The organism is Ralstonia flaminis (assembly GCF_958415495.1).
Classification (GTDB): Bacteria; Pseudomonadota; Gammaproteobacteria; order Burkholderiales; family Burkholderiaceae; genus Ralstonia; species Ralstonia flaminis.
In genome coordinates this window covers 18,101-34,550 of record NZ_CATZLL010000007.1, presented here as the reverse complement: position 1 = coordinate 34,550, position 16,450 = coordinate 18,101, and the positions used below count along the sequence as shown (strand labels likewise).

Sequence of the window (16,450 nt, the reverse complement as noted above, 5' to 3'; positions counted from 1 at the left end):
ACTGGTGGTAATGCAGCGCGAAATTGCGTGCGTGGGGAGGATTTGAAGAGCAGTCTCAGTGGCAATTGAGCAACGGCCTGTGCAGCGGATATGCGCGTGCGCAGGCCCAGTACGATTCGACTCACTGGCGCCGTGCGTCGGCCTCCCGCTCTCTGAGGCCGATCGCTTGCGCGCGGGAAGATGGATGTCGACTTACGGCACCCGGCACATGCAGACGGCGTGTTGCCGCCCCTTGATCCACGCGAATGGCTCAAGGGACGAAGGCAACCGCAATGCCGTCACCTCGCCCGGCCTCATCCGCACTGCGCCCTCTACTGCACCGGTACAAGCTTGCGGATCATGTTGTTGCTGGAGTCAGCCACGTATAGGTTGCCGCTGGCGTCTATCGCCAAGCCTTCCGGGCCGGAAAAGGATGCAGCGGAACCGATGCCGTCGGCGTGGCCAGACAGCGAGCCGGCCAGGGTGGACACCATGCCTGCCGGCGTGATCTTGCGAATCCTCGAGTTGCCCGCGTCGGTCACGTAGACGTTGCCGCTGGCGTCCACCACCACGCCGGTTGGGCTGTTGAATGACGCGGTAGCAGTGGGGCCGTCGGCATGACCGCTTGTGGTCGTGCCGGCCAACGTGGACACCACGCCCGCCGGCGTGATCTTGCGGATGGTGTTGTTCATTTGGTCGGCCACATAGACGTTGCCGCTGGCGTCCACCGCCAGGTTATTGGGGAAGCGGAAGGATGCGGCGGTGCCGGTGCCATCGGCAGAGCCAGGCGTGGTCGAACCCGCCAGGGTAGATACCACGCCCGCTGACGTGATCTTGCGGATCGCATGATTGTTGCGGTCGGCCACATACACGTTGCCGCTGCCATCCACCGCTATACCGGTCGGGTAGTAGAAGGACGCGGCGGCGCCGGTGCCGTCGGCATAGCCAGGGAAAGGCGAGCCCGCCAGCGTGGAGACCACGCCCGCCGGCGTGATCTTGCGGATGGTGTTGTTGCCATGGTCGGCTACGTAGACGTTGCCACTAGCGTCCACCGCCACACCGCCTGGGCCGTTGAAAGACGCAGCGGCGCCGGTACCGTCGGCAAAGCCAGGCTTGGCCGAACCCGCAAGGGTGGACACAACGCCCGCCGGCGTGATCTTGCGGATCACGTTGTTGCCCCAGTCACCCACGTAGACGTTGCCGCTGGCGTCCACCCCCACACTATAGGGAAAGGAGAAGGACGCAGCAGAGCCAGTGCCGTCGGCATAGCCTTTCGTGGTCGAGCCGGCCAGCGCGGTAACCTGCGCCTGAGCGGCCGCGCAGGTCACCGCCACGTTGGTCATGTTGGCCGTGGCCGTGCCACTACCATTGCTCAGCGCGCAGGACTGCCACAGCGGCTGGGTGCCTACCGATACGGCGTAGCCCGCATTGAAGGCCACCGGCGTTGCAAAGGTAAATGCACCGTTGGCCGATTGGGTCAGCGCATCGCCGCCGTTGTTCAGCAGCACCAGCTTCGTGCCGGACAGCAGGCCCGCAACGGTGCCACCAATCGTGTACGTGAGGGTAGGGGTAGTGGGGGTAGTGGGGGTAGTGGGGGTAGTGGGCGTTGCAGGGGCCTGGGGAGCTGCACTCGCGTTAGGCGTATCGTCCCCGCCGCCGCAGGCCACCAGGAAGAGAGAAATGGCCGCTGCAGCGCAAAGGCGGACACGGCACACAGTGTTGGGCTTCATGAGATTCATATCCAATTGGGCCCCCCCTGAAATGGCAGGGAATTGGTCGATAACAGTTGCCGCCGGCACAGGTTGATCGTTTGCGCAACAAAGCGCCGGGCGACTTGCGTTGCTCACCTTGCGGTAAGGCTCAGGTTGTTCTTACGCGGCATGGACCGACGGCACGCGCGTCCCATCGCGCTGGGCGAACAGTTGAGGGGGCCGAGGCAACCGCAATGCCGTCATCTCGCCCGGCCTCATCCGCACTGCGCCCTCTACTGCACCGGTACAAGCTTGCGGATCATGTTGTTGAAGACGTCGGCCACGTAAACGTTGCCACCGGCATCCACTGCCACGCCATATGGGCCGTTAAAGGATGCAGCGGAACCGGTGCCATCGGCGGAGCCGCTCGTGGTCGAGCCAGCCAGCGTCGACACCACGCCCGCCGGGGTAATCTTGCGGATCTCGTTGTTGGCATAGTCAGCTACGTACACGTTGCCGCTGGCATCCACTGCCACGCCGCTTGGGTTGGCGAAGGATGCAGCAGAGCCAGTTCCGTCGGCAAAGCCACGCGTGGTCGAGCCGGCCAGCGTGGACACCACGCCTGCCGGCGTGATCTTGCGGATCATGCTGTTGCCTTGGTCGGCCACGTAGAGGTTGCCGCTAGCGTCAAACGCCATGCCACGTGGGGCGCTGAAGGACGCGGCAGAGCCAGTGCCGTCGGCGTGGCCGGCCGTCGTCGAACCAGCCAGCGTAGACACCACGCCCGCCGGCGTGATCTTTCGGATCTGGTTGTTGAAGGCGTCGCTTACATAGAGGTTGCCGCTGGCATCCACCACCACGCAGGATGGGATATTGAAGGACGCGGCAGCGCCGGTGCCGTCGGCGTGGCCCGCCGTCGTCGAACCGGCCAGCGTGGACACCACACCCGCCGGCGTGATCTTGCGGATCATGTTGTTGTTGGAGTCGGCTACGTAAACGTTGCCGCTAGCGTCCACCGCCAGGCCGATTGGTTGGTAGAAGGACGCGGCAGAGCCGGTGCCGTCGGCGTGGCCCGCCGTCGTCGAACCGGCCAGCGTGGACACCACACCCGCCGGCGTGATCTTGCGGATCATGTTGTTGTTGGAGTCGGCCACGTAGAGGTTTCCGCTGGCATCCACCGCCACCCCGATTGGGCCAAAGAAGGACGCGGCAGAGCCGGTGCCGTCAGCGTGGCCTTTCGTGGTCGAGCCGGCCAGCGCGGTAACCTGCGCCTGAGCGGCCGCGCAGGTCACCGCCACGTTGGTTATGTTGGCGGTAGCCGTGCCGCTGCCATTGCTCACCGTGCAGGATTGTCCCAGCGGCTGGGTACCTACCGATACAGCGTAGCCCGTGTTGAAGGCAACCGACGTTGCAAAGGTAAATGCACCGTTGGCCGATTGGGTCAGCGCATCGCCGCCGTTGTTCAGCAGCACCAGCTTCGTGCCGGACTGCAGACCGGCGATGGTGCCCCCAATCGTGTACGTGGGGGTAGTGGGCGTTGCAGGGGCCTGGGGAGCTGCACTCGCGTTAGGCGTATCGTCCCCGCCGCCGCAGGCCACCAGGAAGAGAGAAATGGCCGCCGCAGCGCAGAGCCGGACACGGTACACAGTATTGGTTTTCATGAGATTGATATTCAAATGAACCACCCCTGAAATCGCAGGGGATGGCTGGTTTCGGGCATGGGCCAGCGCGCATCAAGACCGTGCCTTCCATGAAAACGCTCGCGCTATGCAAACCGGTCTTGACCACCCATCTCAGTTCTTGTCGCTGTCGCCAACCGCGGGCTCAGCGTCGTGCCGGAAAGCTCACCTCCGGAAACCGCGACATTGAAGTCGACCGGATCGAGTAGCTAGGTACCGGTCTTGCCCCATATCGCATGCGTACCCACTCTAGCCAGCAGGCTGCAAGCAAAGCTGACAAGTTCTGACATGGACGCCTTGGGCGCCTGAAGTGCCCGCGCTTGGGCTATAGTCCCGCGGCGGCGGCAGGCGCCTCTGCGCCGCACAGCTCAGTGGTATGGCAGTGAGGCAGCGCGTGACTGGAGGAAGGTTTGAAGAACGGTAGGTGGTGGACACGGCACAACAGCCGGTGTCACGAATATGCGCGCGCAGGCACCGCCCTGCTGTGGTCGATCTTCATCGCGCTATTGGCAGCCCTCCTGCCGGGCACGGCCCAGGCTGAACTGCGCGTGCCGGTCTCGGGCAAGGTCGAGCTCAATCGCCAGTGGGCGCTGCTGCTCGATCCGCAGGACAAGCTTGCCGTCGAGCAGATGACGCAGCCCGACATCGCCGCGGCTTTCCGCGTACAGAATACGCAGCCAGCATTGGGCTACCGGCAAGGCAGCGCGTGGCTACGCATCACGCTGTTGCGGCCGGCGAACGCGTCACCGCAATGGCTGCTGCAGTTGAACTCAGCCCTGCTCGACGACGTCACCCTCTACACGCCTGAGCCGGGCGGCGGCTATCGCGCGCATGTCGCCGGCGACCGGCAACCGGTCGAAGGGCGCGACATCTCCCACCGCACGCCGGTTTTCCTGCTCAACCTGCCGGCCGAGCAGCCCGTTACCGTGTATGTGCGTGTGCGCAGCACCAGCACGATGAGCTTTCCCATGGTGCTGTGGTCACCCGACGCCTTCATCTCCTTCATTGACGGCGAACTGCTGCTGTTCGGTCTGTTCTATGCGGCGCACCTGGTGCTGCTGATTACCAGCGGGTGGTTCTACTGGGTGACGCGCAACAGCTCGTTCGGCCTGTTCTGCCTGACCGTGCTTGCCAACCTGCTCACCTCGCTGGGCGCAGAGGGTTTCACCTATCAGTACCTTCTGAGCAACTGGCCTTTGTTCAACGATGGGCTCTACGTGGTGAGCTGGTTCTGCGCGGTGCCGCTGGGCGCGCTGTTCATGGCGCATTACCTCGGCCTGTTCGAATCGAGCTTGCGGCGCTGGGCGATTGGCTTTTCCTTGACGACCTGGGTCGTGGCCCTGGCCTCTGCCCCTTGGCTGCTGTTCGACAATGTCTGGTGGATTCGTCCGCTATACCTGCTCTGGCAGGCGCTCATCATCGGCGCCCTGATGGCCGTTGCCGGTTGGATGACCTGGCACGGCCACAAGACCGCCAGGGTGCTGCTTCTGGTGCTTTTCCTGCTGCTTGGCGGGACCGCCCTGCGCCTGGCGCGCAATGACGGCTGGATCGCACCCGGCCTGTTTGTCGACAATGCCAACTACATCGGCATGGTGGCGTTCCTGCTCATCATGAATTCGGCCATCACTTGGCGCTACACCGATCTGCGCAGCGAGAAAGAGGCCGCCCAAGCCGAGGCATTGCGGGTCACGCGGCAAGCCGAGCGCGACTTGGAAACCAAGGTTGCGTTGCGCACACAAGAGCTCCGCGAAGCCATGGCGCAAGTCGAGGGCGCGCTCTCCCTCGAGCGCCGCGCACAGGAAGAGCAGCGGCAATTCCTGGCCACGGTCTCGCACGAGCTGCGCACGCCGCTGGCCGTGATCGACGCCACCGCGCAGAACCTCGACCTGGATGATCCGCACGCCGACCCGCTGACCACCGCTCGCTACCAGAAGATCCTCCGCGCCACACAGCGCTTGACCGTGCTGCTGAACGATTCACTGCATGAGGATGGCTTCGAACTGCTGCGGCACAGCTCCCACGCGGCGCCAACTGATCTGGCGATCCTCATGAAGGACGCCGCCGCTGCCGCCAGCTTGCTGTCGGAAGGGCATCGCCTCGAAGTCGAAACACAAGACTTGGACGAAGCGTTCATGTGCGATGCCAGCCTGCTGCGCCTGGTGCTGCGCACGCTCGCCGACAACGCCGTGAAGTACACGCCCCGGGGCACCCGCATCGTGCTGCGCGGAAAGCGGTTGAGCGATGGTGTTGAACTGCAGGTGGAGGATGACGGGCCAGGCATCGGGCCGGCCGATCTTCCGCACGTTTTCGAGCGCTTCTATCGAGGCCAGAACGTGGGCCAGAAGCCCGGCACCGGGCTGGGCCTTCCGCTGGCCCGGCGTATGGTCGAAATGCAAGAGGGCAGCCTGCGCCTGGACAGCACGCCGGGGCGCGGCTGCCGCGTGACCATTTTCCTGCCGGCGATCGCGGCTGGATCTCAGGCCAACGAGATCGGCTCCGCAAAAGCGTAGCCAAGGCGATGGGCTGTCTTGAGAGGCAGCACAGTACCCGCGACGTTGCGCCAGCGTTGACGTAGGCGGCTGACCATCGTCTCAAGCCGCCGCTCGTCATAGTCGAGCCATTCGTAGCCCAAGATCTCTGCAATCTGACGGCGGCTGACTGGCTGCGTCGGATGACGCGCGAGGAGTTCGAGCAGACGACTCTCGCTGGAAGAAACCTCAAGGCGGCTGCCCTGTGGGGCCACAAGCGCCCCAGCCTGCCGCTCAAGGCGCCAGTTTGTCACCACCCGACGGCTCAGCGCTCGGAGGATCGCATCGAGTTCCAGAAGCTTGATCGGCTTAACCAGATAGTGGTCAGCACCGCCGCCCAGGCCTGCAACCTTGTCCTGGGTGTCACCGCGGGCGGTCAGCATGACGATGCCGCAGCCGTTCTGCTGCTCCCGCAACCAACTGGCCGCCTCGAACCCATTGCCATCCGGCAACATCACGTCGACGACGGCAATACTGGCTTGCAATGCCAGTTCTCGAAACTCCGCCACCGTACCGGCCTGGCTGACGGTCCAACCACGTTTTGTCAGGAAGGCCGCAATTTCTTCGCGCAACCCGACCTCGTCCTCAAGCAACAGTACCGTTCCCATATCCAAACCGAAAAATTGCCCTGACACGCAATACGGTCAAGTCATTAGAAACTTTAGGGCGCCGTGAGTCCTCCCGCCCCGCCCTGAGGGGGTTAACACCAACTGCGTCGTTTGACAGTTAGCCCTAGAATTCATCTATTCATATATATGACTAGAGCAATACGTGTTTCGAGTATCGCTTACGTCACCTGGAGGAGACCGCATGTTCGGCTGGTTCAAGGAGATTTCAAAAGGGGAGAAGCGCACCTTCTGGGCGTGCTTTGGCGGCTGGGCACTCGATGCGCTCGACGTGCAGATGTTCAGCCTCGTCATTCCCACCATCATTGCGGCGTGGCACATCGACAAGACCGAGGCTGGGCTGGTGTCGGGCGTCACGCTGGTGGCCTCGGCACTGGGCGGCTGGATTGCCGGTGCGCTAACCGACCGCTTCGGCCGCGTACGCACGCTGCAGATCACGGTGCTGTGGTTTTCCATCGCAACATTCGCCTCGGCCTTCGCGCAGAACTTCGAGCAGTTCCTGGTGCTCAAGGCCATCCAGGGTTTCGGCTTTGGTGGGGAATGGGCCGCCGGCGCCGTGCTGATGGCCGAGAGCATTCGCGCCAGCCATCGCGGCAAGGCCATGGGCACCGTGCAGAGCGCGTGGGCCGTGGGCTGGGGCGCGGCGGTACTGCTGTATGCGCTCACGTATTCGTTCATCGAACCGGACCTTGCCTGGCGCGTGATGTTTGCCGCAGGTCTGCTGCCAGCGCTGCTCATCATCTACATCCGCCGGGGCGTGCAAGAACCCGTGGTTGCCAAGACGGAAGTGAAGGCTGATGCGATGCCGGTGTCACGCTTTCCGTTGCTCGACATCTTCCGCCCGCAGGTGCTGCGCATGACGCTGATCGGCGGCCTGCTGGGCGTGGGCGCACACGGTGGCTACTACGCGCTGATGACGTGGTTGCCGACGTATCTGAAGACGGAGCGCCACCTGTCTGTGCTCGGCACCGGCGGCTACCTGGCGGTCATCATCTTCGCATTCTGGTGCGGCTGCGTGGCCAGCGCATGGCTGCTGGACGTGATCGGCCGGCGCGGCAACATCTTGCTGTTCTCGTGCTGCTGCGTGGTCACCGTGCTGGTGTATTTGCTGGTGCCGTTGTCTGACGGCGCGATGCTGGTGCTGGGCTTTCCGCTGGGCTTTTTTGCCGCCGGCATTCCGGCCAGCATGGGCGCGCTGTTCAACGAGCTGTACCCGCACGGCGTGCGCGGCACGGGCGTAGGCTTTTGCTACAACTTCGGCCGCGTGGTGTCTGCCGCCTTCCCGGTGCTGGTGGGCAAGATGAGCGCATCAATGTCGCTCGGCACGGCCATTGGCATTGACGCGGCCATCGCCTATTCGATTGTTGCGGTGGCGGTGCTGATGCTGCCCGAGACACGCGGCCGCGATCTCGCCGCTGTCACTGCTTGATTTCCAACAACAACACCATGTGCCCGACGCCCTTCACCCGTCGCCGCCAGGAGACCCCATGCCCACTCGCCGCGCCTTCAACACCGGGTTGCTTGCCATGCTAGGTTCCACTGCCCTTGCCGGGTGCGCCACCAACGGCACGCGTGAAAGTACAGCACGCATGACCGGCATCGATACCCATGCGCACGTGTTCGAGCGTGGCCTGCCGCTGGCCAATGCGCGCCGCTATGCGCCGGGCTATGACGCACCGCTGTCTGCCTACCTCGCGCAACTCGACGCGCACGGCCTGTCGAACGGCGTGCTGATTCAGCCGAGCTTTCTGGGCACCGACAACAGCTATCTGCTGGCCGCGCTCAGGCAGGCACCGCAGCGCCTGCGTGGCGTGGCCGTCATCGACCCAACCGCGCCCGAGACCCTGCTCGCGCAGATGCGCACCGAGGGCATCGTCGGCATCCGCCTGAATCTGATCGGCGCGCCGGACCCGCAGTTGAAATCGCCCGTGTGGCAAACCGCGCTCGCACGCCTGCATGCGCTCGGCTGGCATGTCGAGCTGCATGTGGAAGCCCGTCGCCTGCCCACACTGCTGCCGCCCCTGCTGGAAGCCCAGGTGAACGTGGTGGTTGACCACTTTGGCCGCCCCGAACCGGCATTGGGCCTGGATGACCCTGGCTTTGGCGCGCTGCTCGCCGCTGGCCGCACACGCCGCGTGTGGGTGAAGATTTCGGGTGCGTATCGAAACGGTGACAACGGACGTGGTGAAGCCATTGCCATCGCTGCCATGCCGCGCCTGAAGGATTCACTGGGCCTGGACCGCCTGGTCTGGGGCAGCGACTGGCCGCACACGCAATACGAGTCGCGCATCAATTACGACAAGATGTGGGCGTTCGGCGACGTGCTGCTGCCCAACGCAGCCGACCGAAAACAAGTGCTGGTCGATACGCCGGCACAACTGTTCCGCTTCGTCTAAGACGGCCGGCACGATACCCCATTTCGCCAATCGCGAATTTCGCTGCACGGGCCACGCTCCTACACTGGCCGCTCCTCGCCCTCACAAGAACACAGGAGCAGCCATGCAGCAGCATCGACTCGTCGACCAGCAATTCGGCCAGGTGGCCCAAGCCTATCTGACCAGTGCCGTCCATGCCCAGGGAGCCGACCTGGAAGCGCTGGCCACCCTGGCGCAATCGATGCCGCATGCCAAGGTGCTCGACCTCGGCAGCGGCGGCGGGCACGTGAGCTTTGCCATGGCGCCGCATGTGGCAGCCCTGGTGGCTGTCGACCTGTCGGAAGACATGCTGGCCGTGGTGGCGGCCGAAGCTGCTAGGCGCGGCCTCAAGCAGCTCCACACGCAAGCCGCCCGCGCAGAGGCCTTGCCTTTCGACGACGGCGCATTCGACATCGTCGCCACGCGCTTCTCCGCCCACCACTGGTACGACGTACGCGCCGGGTTGGCCGAGGCGCGCCGTGTGCTCAAACCCGGCGGCACGCTTGTCATCGTCGACATCGTTGCGCCGGAAGCCCCACTGCTCGACACACTGCTCCAGACCGCCGAGGTGCTGCGCGATGCGTCACACGTGCGCGACTACCGTGTCTCCGAATGGCAAGCCATGCTGGCCGAAGCGGGTTTTCAGCCAGGCACGCCACACACCTGGAAGCTGACGATGGAGTTCGACACGTGGATTGCCCGCATCCGCACGCCGCAGGTGCGCGCTGATGCCATCCGCGACCTGTTCGACCGCGCCGCCGACGAAGCCCGCCAGTACTTTGCCGTGGCACCCGACCATTCGTTTGCCATCGACGCGATGATGATCAAAGCGGTCTAGTACGTTTAGTGCCATCCGTTCGAGGGGGGCCTTGCGGAGCCCCCTTTTTTGGATTTCATTTAAGCCAGAATGAAAAAGATGTGACATCGAAACCCGTGCGCGAAGGCCTAGAAAGCCAGTAACCTTGAGGGTCGCCGACAGTCCGTGTCGGTAGTGGTACCCGGCGCATTGCGCCGGCCTCCGACCGTCATGTACGCCCTCCTCCCCGCCTTCGTTTCGTCGCTGTTCTTGTTCTACGGCGTGTATGTGCTGAGCACACGCGGTCGGACACGTGCGAGCCTGGCGTTCTTCAGCATGACCGCGCTCACCAGCCTCTGGCAGGGGCTGTGGGCATTCCTGTTTCAGACCTCCGATGCCGACGTGGCGCACGTCCTGGCAAAGCTCGGCTGGGTCGCCATTCTGATTGTCCCGACGGCGTTCTATCACTTCATGGCGGAAATCTCCGAGCAGGTGGAGGAGCGCCGCTGGATCGTCGCCTCGTACACGCTCGATGCAGCGCTGATCGCGCTACTGCTGGGCAGCCATTGGGTAATTGCCGGCGTCTGGCATTTCCCGTTCGGCTTTTATCCGAAGGCCGGCCCGCTGGAAGCCGTTCATGTTGCCCAAACGGTGGTGCTGGCGCTGCGCAGTGCGTGGCTGCTCTATACCGCCCAACAACATGCCACGGCAGAAAAGCGCAAGCGCCTGTGGGTCTGCCTGTTCGGCCTGGGGCTCTATACCCTCTCCGCTGCGGACTACGCGGTCAACTACGGTGTCGCACTCTATCCCCCAGGGGTGATCTTCATCGCCGCCAGCCTAGGCATCATTGCGGTTGGCGTCGTGAAGTTCGACCTGATGCATCCGTATGCACTGGCCGCTACGGTGGCGCATGAAGTCCGCACACCCCTGGCAACCATCCGCCTGCAGGCAAGCGAGATCGCGCGCGCGTGGCCCGATCTGTTCCGAGGCTACCAGTTGGCCGTCGACAACGGACTGTGCAATGACCGAGAACCGCTTTCGCCGGCCATGCTCGAACGCGTGTCCAAACTGGCCGGCGCAATCAGCACAGAGGTTGCCAGCGCACACAGCATCATTGAAATGGCGCTGGCCTCTGTCACGCTGGAACGCCTCGACAAGCGCACGTTCAGCGCGCATTCGTTGCACGGCTGCGTTGCCATGGCGGTCTCGCAATACCCGTTCCAACCGGGCGAGCGCGAACGGGTTCGCGTGCGCGAGTTTGACGCCGGCTGGCACTTCGTCGGGTCGGATACATTGCTGATGTATGTGCTGTTCAACCTTATCAAGAACGCCCTGCACGCCATCCAGATCGCCCGAAAAGGGCAGATCGAAATTTCCGCCCGGCGCGACGGCGATGCCTATGTGCTGGAAGTTCGTGACGATGCGACCGGTATTCCGCCGAAGGTGCTTCGCCGCATCTTCGATCCGTTCTTTTCCACCAAGCACCACGGCAAGGGGGCCGGCGTGGGCCTGATGTTCTGCCGCCGGGTCATGCATGCGTTCGGTGGCCGCATTCAATGCGAATCGGTAGTCGGGGAATACACGCTGTTCTCCATGCGGTTTCCCCAACCCTCAACGATTTAGCAAGGCTTTACGCTACAGCGTTATGCAGCCATCTGCGCGGGCTCCAGCAACTCATACTGCTTGGCGCGCTGCATGATGTGCGCCGGTATGCGCTGGATGTTGCGATCCGTGCTCGCGATGACAATCTGCTGATACCCCAGCGACACCAGTCGCCCGCCGGACATGAAGCGGAACACCAGATACGCAGAGCACGATCGAACACGGAACGTATTCAGATAGCAGTCGACCCGCTGGAACGGAAACGTCTCCTGCACAAACTCCTGATGCGCCCGCTTTGTGATGAAGATCAGATTGCCGCCCACCAGGTTTGCATCGATGCACTCATAAAACCACCGCTCACGCGCTACCCCCTGCCATTCGAAATAGCGAGAGAAATAGGTGTTGGAAAAAGCGTTGGAATCTTTCAAATACACGTCGAAAGCATGGTGGAAAGTCTGATGTGCAGAAAATGGGACGGAAAGATCTGCGCTGCGCAGGTACTGATCAACAACTGCGTCAATGGATTGGCCTGTCGGCATTGTGTGCTCCGTGAATGGATTGACTGCATGCGGCAGCCGCGCATGCGCGGAAACCCGCGCACACTCCCATTCTTGCGACGCTCGTTAAGCTTTGTAACAGGCAAATTGATTACCCCACGCGATACGCTCCATTGCTGTTTCGATGTACCACACCGCGCATGGCAGCAGCACAGACCATTCCAAGTCGAATCGCTTAAAACACATGGTTCCTAACCGCATGCAAACCCCGCAGTGATTCGCTACGTTTGAGAACCGTCGACATTTTGCGTCGTGAATATCGCCCTCTGACCGGCCTCACATGCCATGTACGCGCTGTTACCGATCTTTGTTTCGTCTCTCTTCCTGCTCTGCGGCATCCATGTGCTGACGACGCGCTGGAAAACGCGGGCGGGCCGGGTATTTTTCTGCCTGACCGTTCTTATCAGCATATGGCAGGGGCTGTGGGCCTTCCTGTTTCAGGCGAGCGACATCGGTACCGCACAGATGTTGGCCAAAGCGGGCTGGGTGGCGATTCTTGTGCTGCCCACCACGCTCTACCATTTTGCGACGGAAGTGGCGGAATATCCGGAGCAGCGACGCTGGCTGATCACGGCGTATGCGTTGGATGTCGTGCTCATTGCACTCCTGCTCAGCGGCGATCTGGTCATCGCAGGCGTGCAGCATTTCCACTTCGGTTTCTATCCCAAGGCTGGCCCACTTGAGGCGGTGCACATTGCCCAGACCCTGGCGCTGGTATCGCGCAGCATGTGGTTGCTGTATGTGGGCCAACAACATGCCACAGCCGAGAAACGTAAGCGGCTGCGGACTTGCTTGTTTGGTATCGGGCTGATTTCTCTGTCAGCGGTGGACTACGCCACAAACTACGGCATGGCGATCTACCCGCCCGGTGTATTACCGCTGGCCATTGCCCCAGGCACCATCGCCGTCGGCATCATCATGTTCGACCTGATGCGGCCCTACGCGCTCGCGGCCACCGTCGCGCACGAAGTACGCACGCCGCTGACGACCATCCGCCTGCAGGCTGCGGAAATCGCGCGGGCATGGCCCGAACTCTTCCACGGATACCGGCTCGCGGTCGAACACGGCCTGTGTCAACCGCCATCTCATCCGGGCATGCTGGAGCGCGTGTCCAAGCTGGCGGGAACCATCTCGACTGAAGTCGCTTCAGCGCATGGCGTAATCGACATGGCGCTGGCTTCGGTCACACTGGAGCAACTGGACCGCCGCACCTTCGTCACCCACTCGCTGCGCGAATGCGTCGACATTGCATTGGACCAATACCCATTCCAGTCAGGGGAACGGGAACTCGTGGAAGTCCACGAGTTCAACGCAGACTGGCGTTTCATCGGCTCCAACACCCTGCTGGTCTACGTGCTGTTCAACCTTCTGAAGAACGCACTGCACGCCATTCAGATCGCACGCAAAGGACGTGTCGAGATTGCGTGCCGACAAACGGAAAACGGCTACGTTCTGGAGGTACGCGACAGCGCGACGGGTATCCCCCCCACGATTCAACGCCGCATCTTCGATCCCTTCTTCTCCACCAAGCAGCATGGCAAGGGCTCAGGCATTGGGCTTACATTTTGCCGACGCGTAATGCAGGCATTTGACGGCGACATTCAATGTGAATCCGTCGTGGGGGAGTACGCGCTGTTCTCAATGTGGTTTCCTAAAGCACCCTCAATCTGAGTCTGATTGGAGCTGCCGACTTATTCCCCGCCTGAGACGCTGCGCAACCCCGGCGCAGCCTGATGAAAACGGAACGTATTCCGCCCGTTGCGCTTGGCCTCATAGAGCGCCGTATCGGCGTGCTCGAACAGCACATCCAGGCGTTCGCCATTTGGCGTCACGGCCACCACGCCGGCTGACAGCGTTACGTACGGCGCCACCGTGGATGCCGCATGCGGGCGCGCCTGCTCAGCCACCGTGGCCACCACACGCGCCACCGCACTGCGCGCATCATCCAGGTTCAGGTCGAACAACATGGCGATGAATTCCTCGCCGCCCACGCGGGCGATGAAATCATCGGGGTGGCGGCAGGCCATGACAAGCGTGTCGGCCACCATGCGCAAGCAGTCGTCGCCTTGCAGGTGGCCGTAGGTGTCGTTGTATTGCTTGAAGCAGTCGATGTCGAACAGCGCAAGCGTGACGGGGCGACTGTCGCGGCGCGCGTGGTCAAGCAGGCGCGGTGCCTGCATCTCGAAAAAGCGGCGGTTGAACAGGTGCGTGAGCGAATCACGGTTGACGTCGTTCTCGAGCAGGCTGAGCTTGGCCTGCGTGCGCTGCAGCTCGCCGCGCAGTGCATCTTGCGCACTGACCATGCCGGCACGCTGCAACTGCTCGACCGTCACGTCGCGCAACAGCAGGAAAACGCCGGTGTGCCGGCCACGCGCATCGATCAGCCCCTCAAGCGTGATCTCCAGCGTGCGGCCCGTGTCATGCAGCCAAACCTGATGGCGATTGGGCAAGCGTGTGCGTTCAAACTCGCGCAGGATGCTCGGCACGTTCAGCACATCGGGCGGCGGCGCGTGCAGCCGCGCAGTGGGCAGCAGGTAACGTGCGGCAGCGTTGATGCTGGCGATGGTTCCGTCACGGGCCAATACGATGCAGCCATCGCGCATGGCTTCGATGATCTTGCCGCGCGCATAGGCGGCGGTATCGCGCAGGCGCGGGCGCAGCACCACCCAACCGAGCAGCGCAGTGCTGATGGCGAAGGTGGCGGGTGTGAGATCGCCGCCCAGGGCCGTAGTCCAGCGTTGCAGATAGGCCAGATGGGCAACCAGCGGCAGCAACTGCCCGCCAACGAGTGCCAGTCGCACCTGCGTGCGCGTGGCGGCGTGGGCGTACAGCACGTTGACGGTGTCGCTGGTGGGCAACGTCAGCAGCACCAGGCTCATCGCCAGCAGCACGTAGTTGTAGGCGGTGCCAACCCAGAACACCGGCCCATGGTCAAAGACGGCCCGCTGAACGCCGTCGATGATGACAAAACGCGCATCCAGCCAGACAAGGTGATGCAGTTCGTTGGTGGCAACCAGCCCCAGGAAGGCCGCAGCCACGAGCAGCGCGATCACCCAACCTGCGCGCACGACCGGCAATGTATTCAGTTCGGGCCGTGTGAGGCCAAGCACGAGGCGCAGCCAGGCGGCCGGCACCATCATGATCCCGAGGTAGGCCACCTTGGCCCAGCCCACGCGAACGGGCATTTCGAAGGTAACCACCTCCATGAGCCGCGCGCCGCTCCACAATGCAGTGCCCAGCGCTAGCAGCATGAAGGCGGAGACTTCCGCGTCGTCGCGGCGCGGCCATGACAGGCCGATCAAGGCAATGGAAACGAGGGCAGCACAAGCCAGCGCGGCAATCAGCATGATCCGCGCTCCCGACGCCCACCGCGATGTCCGAGAGAATGCCGACGGAGGTTGCCGCCGGCTGGCTGGTTCACGTTGTACTCCCCCGTCCGTTTATGCCTGTTTTTTCTTTTTTGCCAGTGTATCGGCTGCGCCGCTGCGATGGGTAAACGCGTGGTGCACGCTCGATCACCTGTCAAGCCCTATCGGCGGTCAATGTAAAAACTGAAGCACCATGTTAGGGCACTCGCCCCACAACGGGGCAGCGCGCATATCGATCTGCCAACGAATTCGTTTGCGCGGTGCAGCATCCACTTTACGCTGGGCCCCTCAAAATCTTCAGGGGGTTGTCATGCAGGCAGAAATCACAGGGCATTTTCCGTTGCGGGGGTTGGTCCAGGGATTGGCAAAATCGTCGCGTCAGGCGGTCGGCGTGGTCATCGGGGCAGCACTGGCGTTGGCGGTGCTGCATGCACCCGCCGCCCGGGCCGATCGCCTAGACGACATCAAGAAGGCCGGCGTGCTGCGCGTGGGCGTATTCGACGCCAACCCGCCATTCGGCTATGCCGACGCCAAGACGGGCCAGCCGGTCGGCCTGGATGTCGACTACGCGCAGGAAATCGCCAAGAAGCTGGGCGTCAAGCTGGAACTGCGCGCCACCAACCCGGCCAACCGCGTGCCGTTGCTCACCTCGGGCAAGGTCGACCTGATTGCCGCCAACTTTACGATTACCGACGAGCGCAAGAAGCAGATCGACTTCAGCACGCCGTACTTTGCGAGCGGCCTGCAGTTCATTGCCAAGAAGGGCCTCCTCAAGCAACCGGATGATCTGAAGAAGGATGGCATCCGCCTGGGCGTGGATAAGGGCACCACGCAGGAGACCACGTTGCGCGAGGGCTATCCCAACGCGCGCGTGATTGCCTATGACGACTCCCCGCTGGCGCTGACGGCGCTGCGCAGCGGTGCCATCCAGGCGTTTGCGCAGGATGGCGCCAAGCTGGGCGCGCTGCTGGCCACGCTGCCCAATCGCAGCGAACTGGAAATCTCGCCGTTCGTGTTGACGCGCGAGTACATGGGGGTGGGCGTGCCCAAGGGCGAGACGCAGCTCACCGCCACGATCGACCAGATTCTGCAGGGCCTGGAAAAGGACGGCACCGCCGCCCGCATCTATGACCGCTGGTTTGGCCCAAAGAGCACAGCACCATTGCCGCGCGACTTCGTGATCGGCAGCACCAAGTGAGCTTGAGCCTGC

The 16,450-nt window shown here is 63.0% G+C and carries 12 protein-coding genes; 7 read left to right on the top strand and 5 right to left on the bottom strand.

The window, feature by feature from the left end; genetic code table 11:
* Positions 1-311: 311 nt before the first annotated feature.
* Both R2N11_RS12560 and R2N11_RS12555 read right to left on the bottom strand, forming a co-directional pair.
* Positions 312-1,709: an NHL repeat-containing protein gene (locus tag R2N11_RS12560; protein WP_316681283.1), complete on the bottom strand. Its 1,398-nt coding sequence runs from the start codon at positions 1,707-1,709 to the stop codon at positions 312-314.
* Between the two features lie 254 nt (positions 1,710-1,963).
* Positions 1,964-3,331 carry an NHL repeat-containing protein gene (locus R2N11_RS12555; RefSeq protein WP_316681282.1) on the bottom strand — a complete coding sequence of 456 codons (1,368 nt, stop codon included), beginning with the start codon at positions 3,329-3,331 and terminating at the stop codon, positions 1,964-1,966.
* 428 nt (positions 3,332-3,759) lie between these two features.
* On the opposite strand from R2N11_RS12555, the gene R2N11_RS12550 reads away from it, so the two are divergent.
* Positions 3,760-5,859: a sensor histidine kinase gene (locus R2N11_RS12550; RefSeq protein ID WP_316681281.1), complete on the top strand. Its 2,100-nt coding sequence runs from the start codon at positions 3,760-3,762 to the stop codon at positions 5,857-5,859.
* Here R2N11_RS12550 and R2N11_RS12545 read toward each other — a convergent pair.
* The gene (locus R2N11_RS12545; protein WP_199031111.1) at positions 5,826-6,485 is read right to left on the bottom strand and encodes a response regulator transcription factor; all 660 of its coding nucleotides are present in this window, start codon (positions 6,483-6,485) and stop codon (positions 5,826-5,828) included. The two genes, R2N11_RS12550 and R2N11_RS12545, sit on opposite strands and share 34 nt — an antisense overlap.
* A 202-nt stretch (positions 6,486-6,687) precedes the next feature.
* Here R2N11_RS12545 and R2N11_RS12540 point away from each other — a divergent pair, with 202 nt between their 5' ends.
* The 4 genes from R2N11_RS12540 to R2N11_RS12525 all read left to right on the top strand — a co-directional run bounded on the left by R2N11_RS12540 (position 6,688) and on the right by R2N11_RS12525 (position 11,336).
* Entirely contained in the window at positions 6,688-7,932 is a 1,245-nt protein-coding gene (locus R2N11_RS12540) for an MFS transporter (RefSeq protein WP_199031110.1), read from the top strand.
* A 58-nt stretch (positions 7,933-7,990) separates the two neighbouring features.
* Positions 7,991-8,899 (top strand): amidohydrolase family protein, encoded by a 909-nt coding sequence (locus R2N11_RS12535; protein ID WP_316681280.1) that lies wholly within the window; start codon positions 7,991-7,993, stop codon positions 8,897-8,899.
* Between the two features lie 103 nt (positions 8,900-9,002).
* Complete coding sequence (locus R2N11_RS12530; RefSeq protein ID WP_316681279.1) at positions 9,003-9,755, top strand: class I SAM-dependent methyltransferase; 753 nt, start codon at positions 9,003-9,005, stop codon at positions 9,753-9,755.
* Positions 9,756-9,944: 189 nt separating this feature from the next.
* Positions 9,945-11,336 (top strand): sensor histidine kinase, encoded by a 1,392-nt coding sequence (locus R2N11_RS12525; protein ID WP_316681278.1) that lies wholly within the window; start codon positions 9,945-9,947, stop codon positions 11,334-11,336.
* Positions 11,337-11,356: 20 nt separating this feature from the next.
* On the opposite strand, the gene R2N11_RS12520 is transcribed toward R2N11_RS12525, so the two are convergent.
* Entirely contained in the window at positions 11,357-11,854 is a 498-nt protein-coding gene (locus R2N11_RS12520) for an acyl-CoA thioesterase (protein ID WP_316681277.1), read from the bottom strand.
* A gap of 303 nt (positions 11,855-12,157) precedes the next feature.
* On the opposite strand from R2N11_RS12520, the gene R2N11_RS12515 reads away from it, so the two are divergent.
* A complete protein-coding gene (locus R2N11_RS12515; RefSeq protein ID WP_316681276.1) occupies positions 12,158-13,543 on the top strand; it encodes an ATP-binding protein in 1,386 nt (461 codons plus the stop codon).
* A gap of 20 nt (positions 13,544-13,563) precedes the next feature.
* On the opposite strand, the gene R2N11_RS12510 is transcribed toward R2N11_RS12515, so the two are convergent.
* Positions 13,564-15,219, bottom strand: coding sequence for a GGDEF domain-containing protein (locus R2N11_RS12510; RefSeq protein WP_316681275.1), 1,656 nt, complete (start codon positions 15,217-15,219; stop codon positions 13,564-13,566).
* 331 nt (positions 15,220-15,550) lie between these two features.
* Between R2N11_RS12510 and R2N11_RS12505 the strand changes: the two genes are divergently transcribed.
* Complete coding sequence (locus R2N11_RS12505; protein ID WP_316681274.1) at positions 15,551-16,438, top strand: ABC transporter substrate-binding protein; 888 nt, start codon at positions 15,551-15,553, stop codon at positions 16,436-16,438.
* The last annotated feature ends 12 nt before the right edge of the window (positions 16,439-16,450 follow it).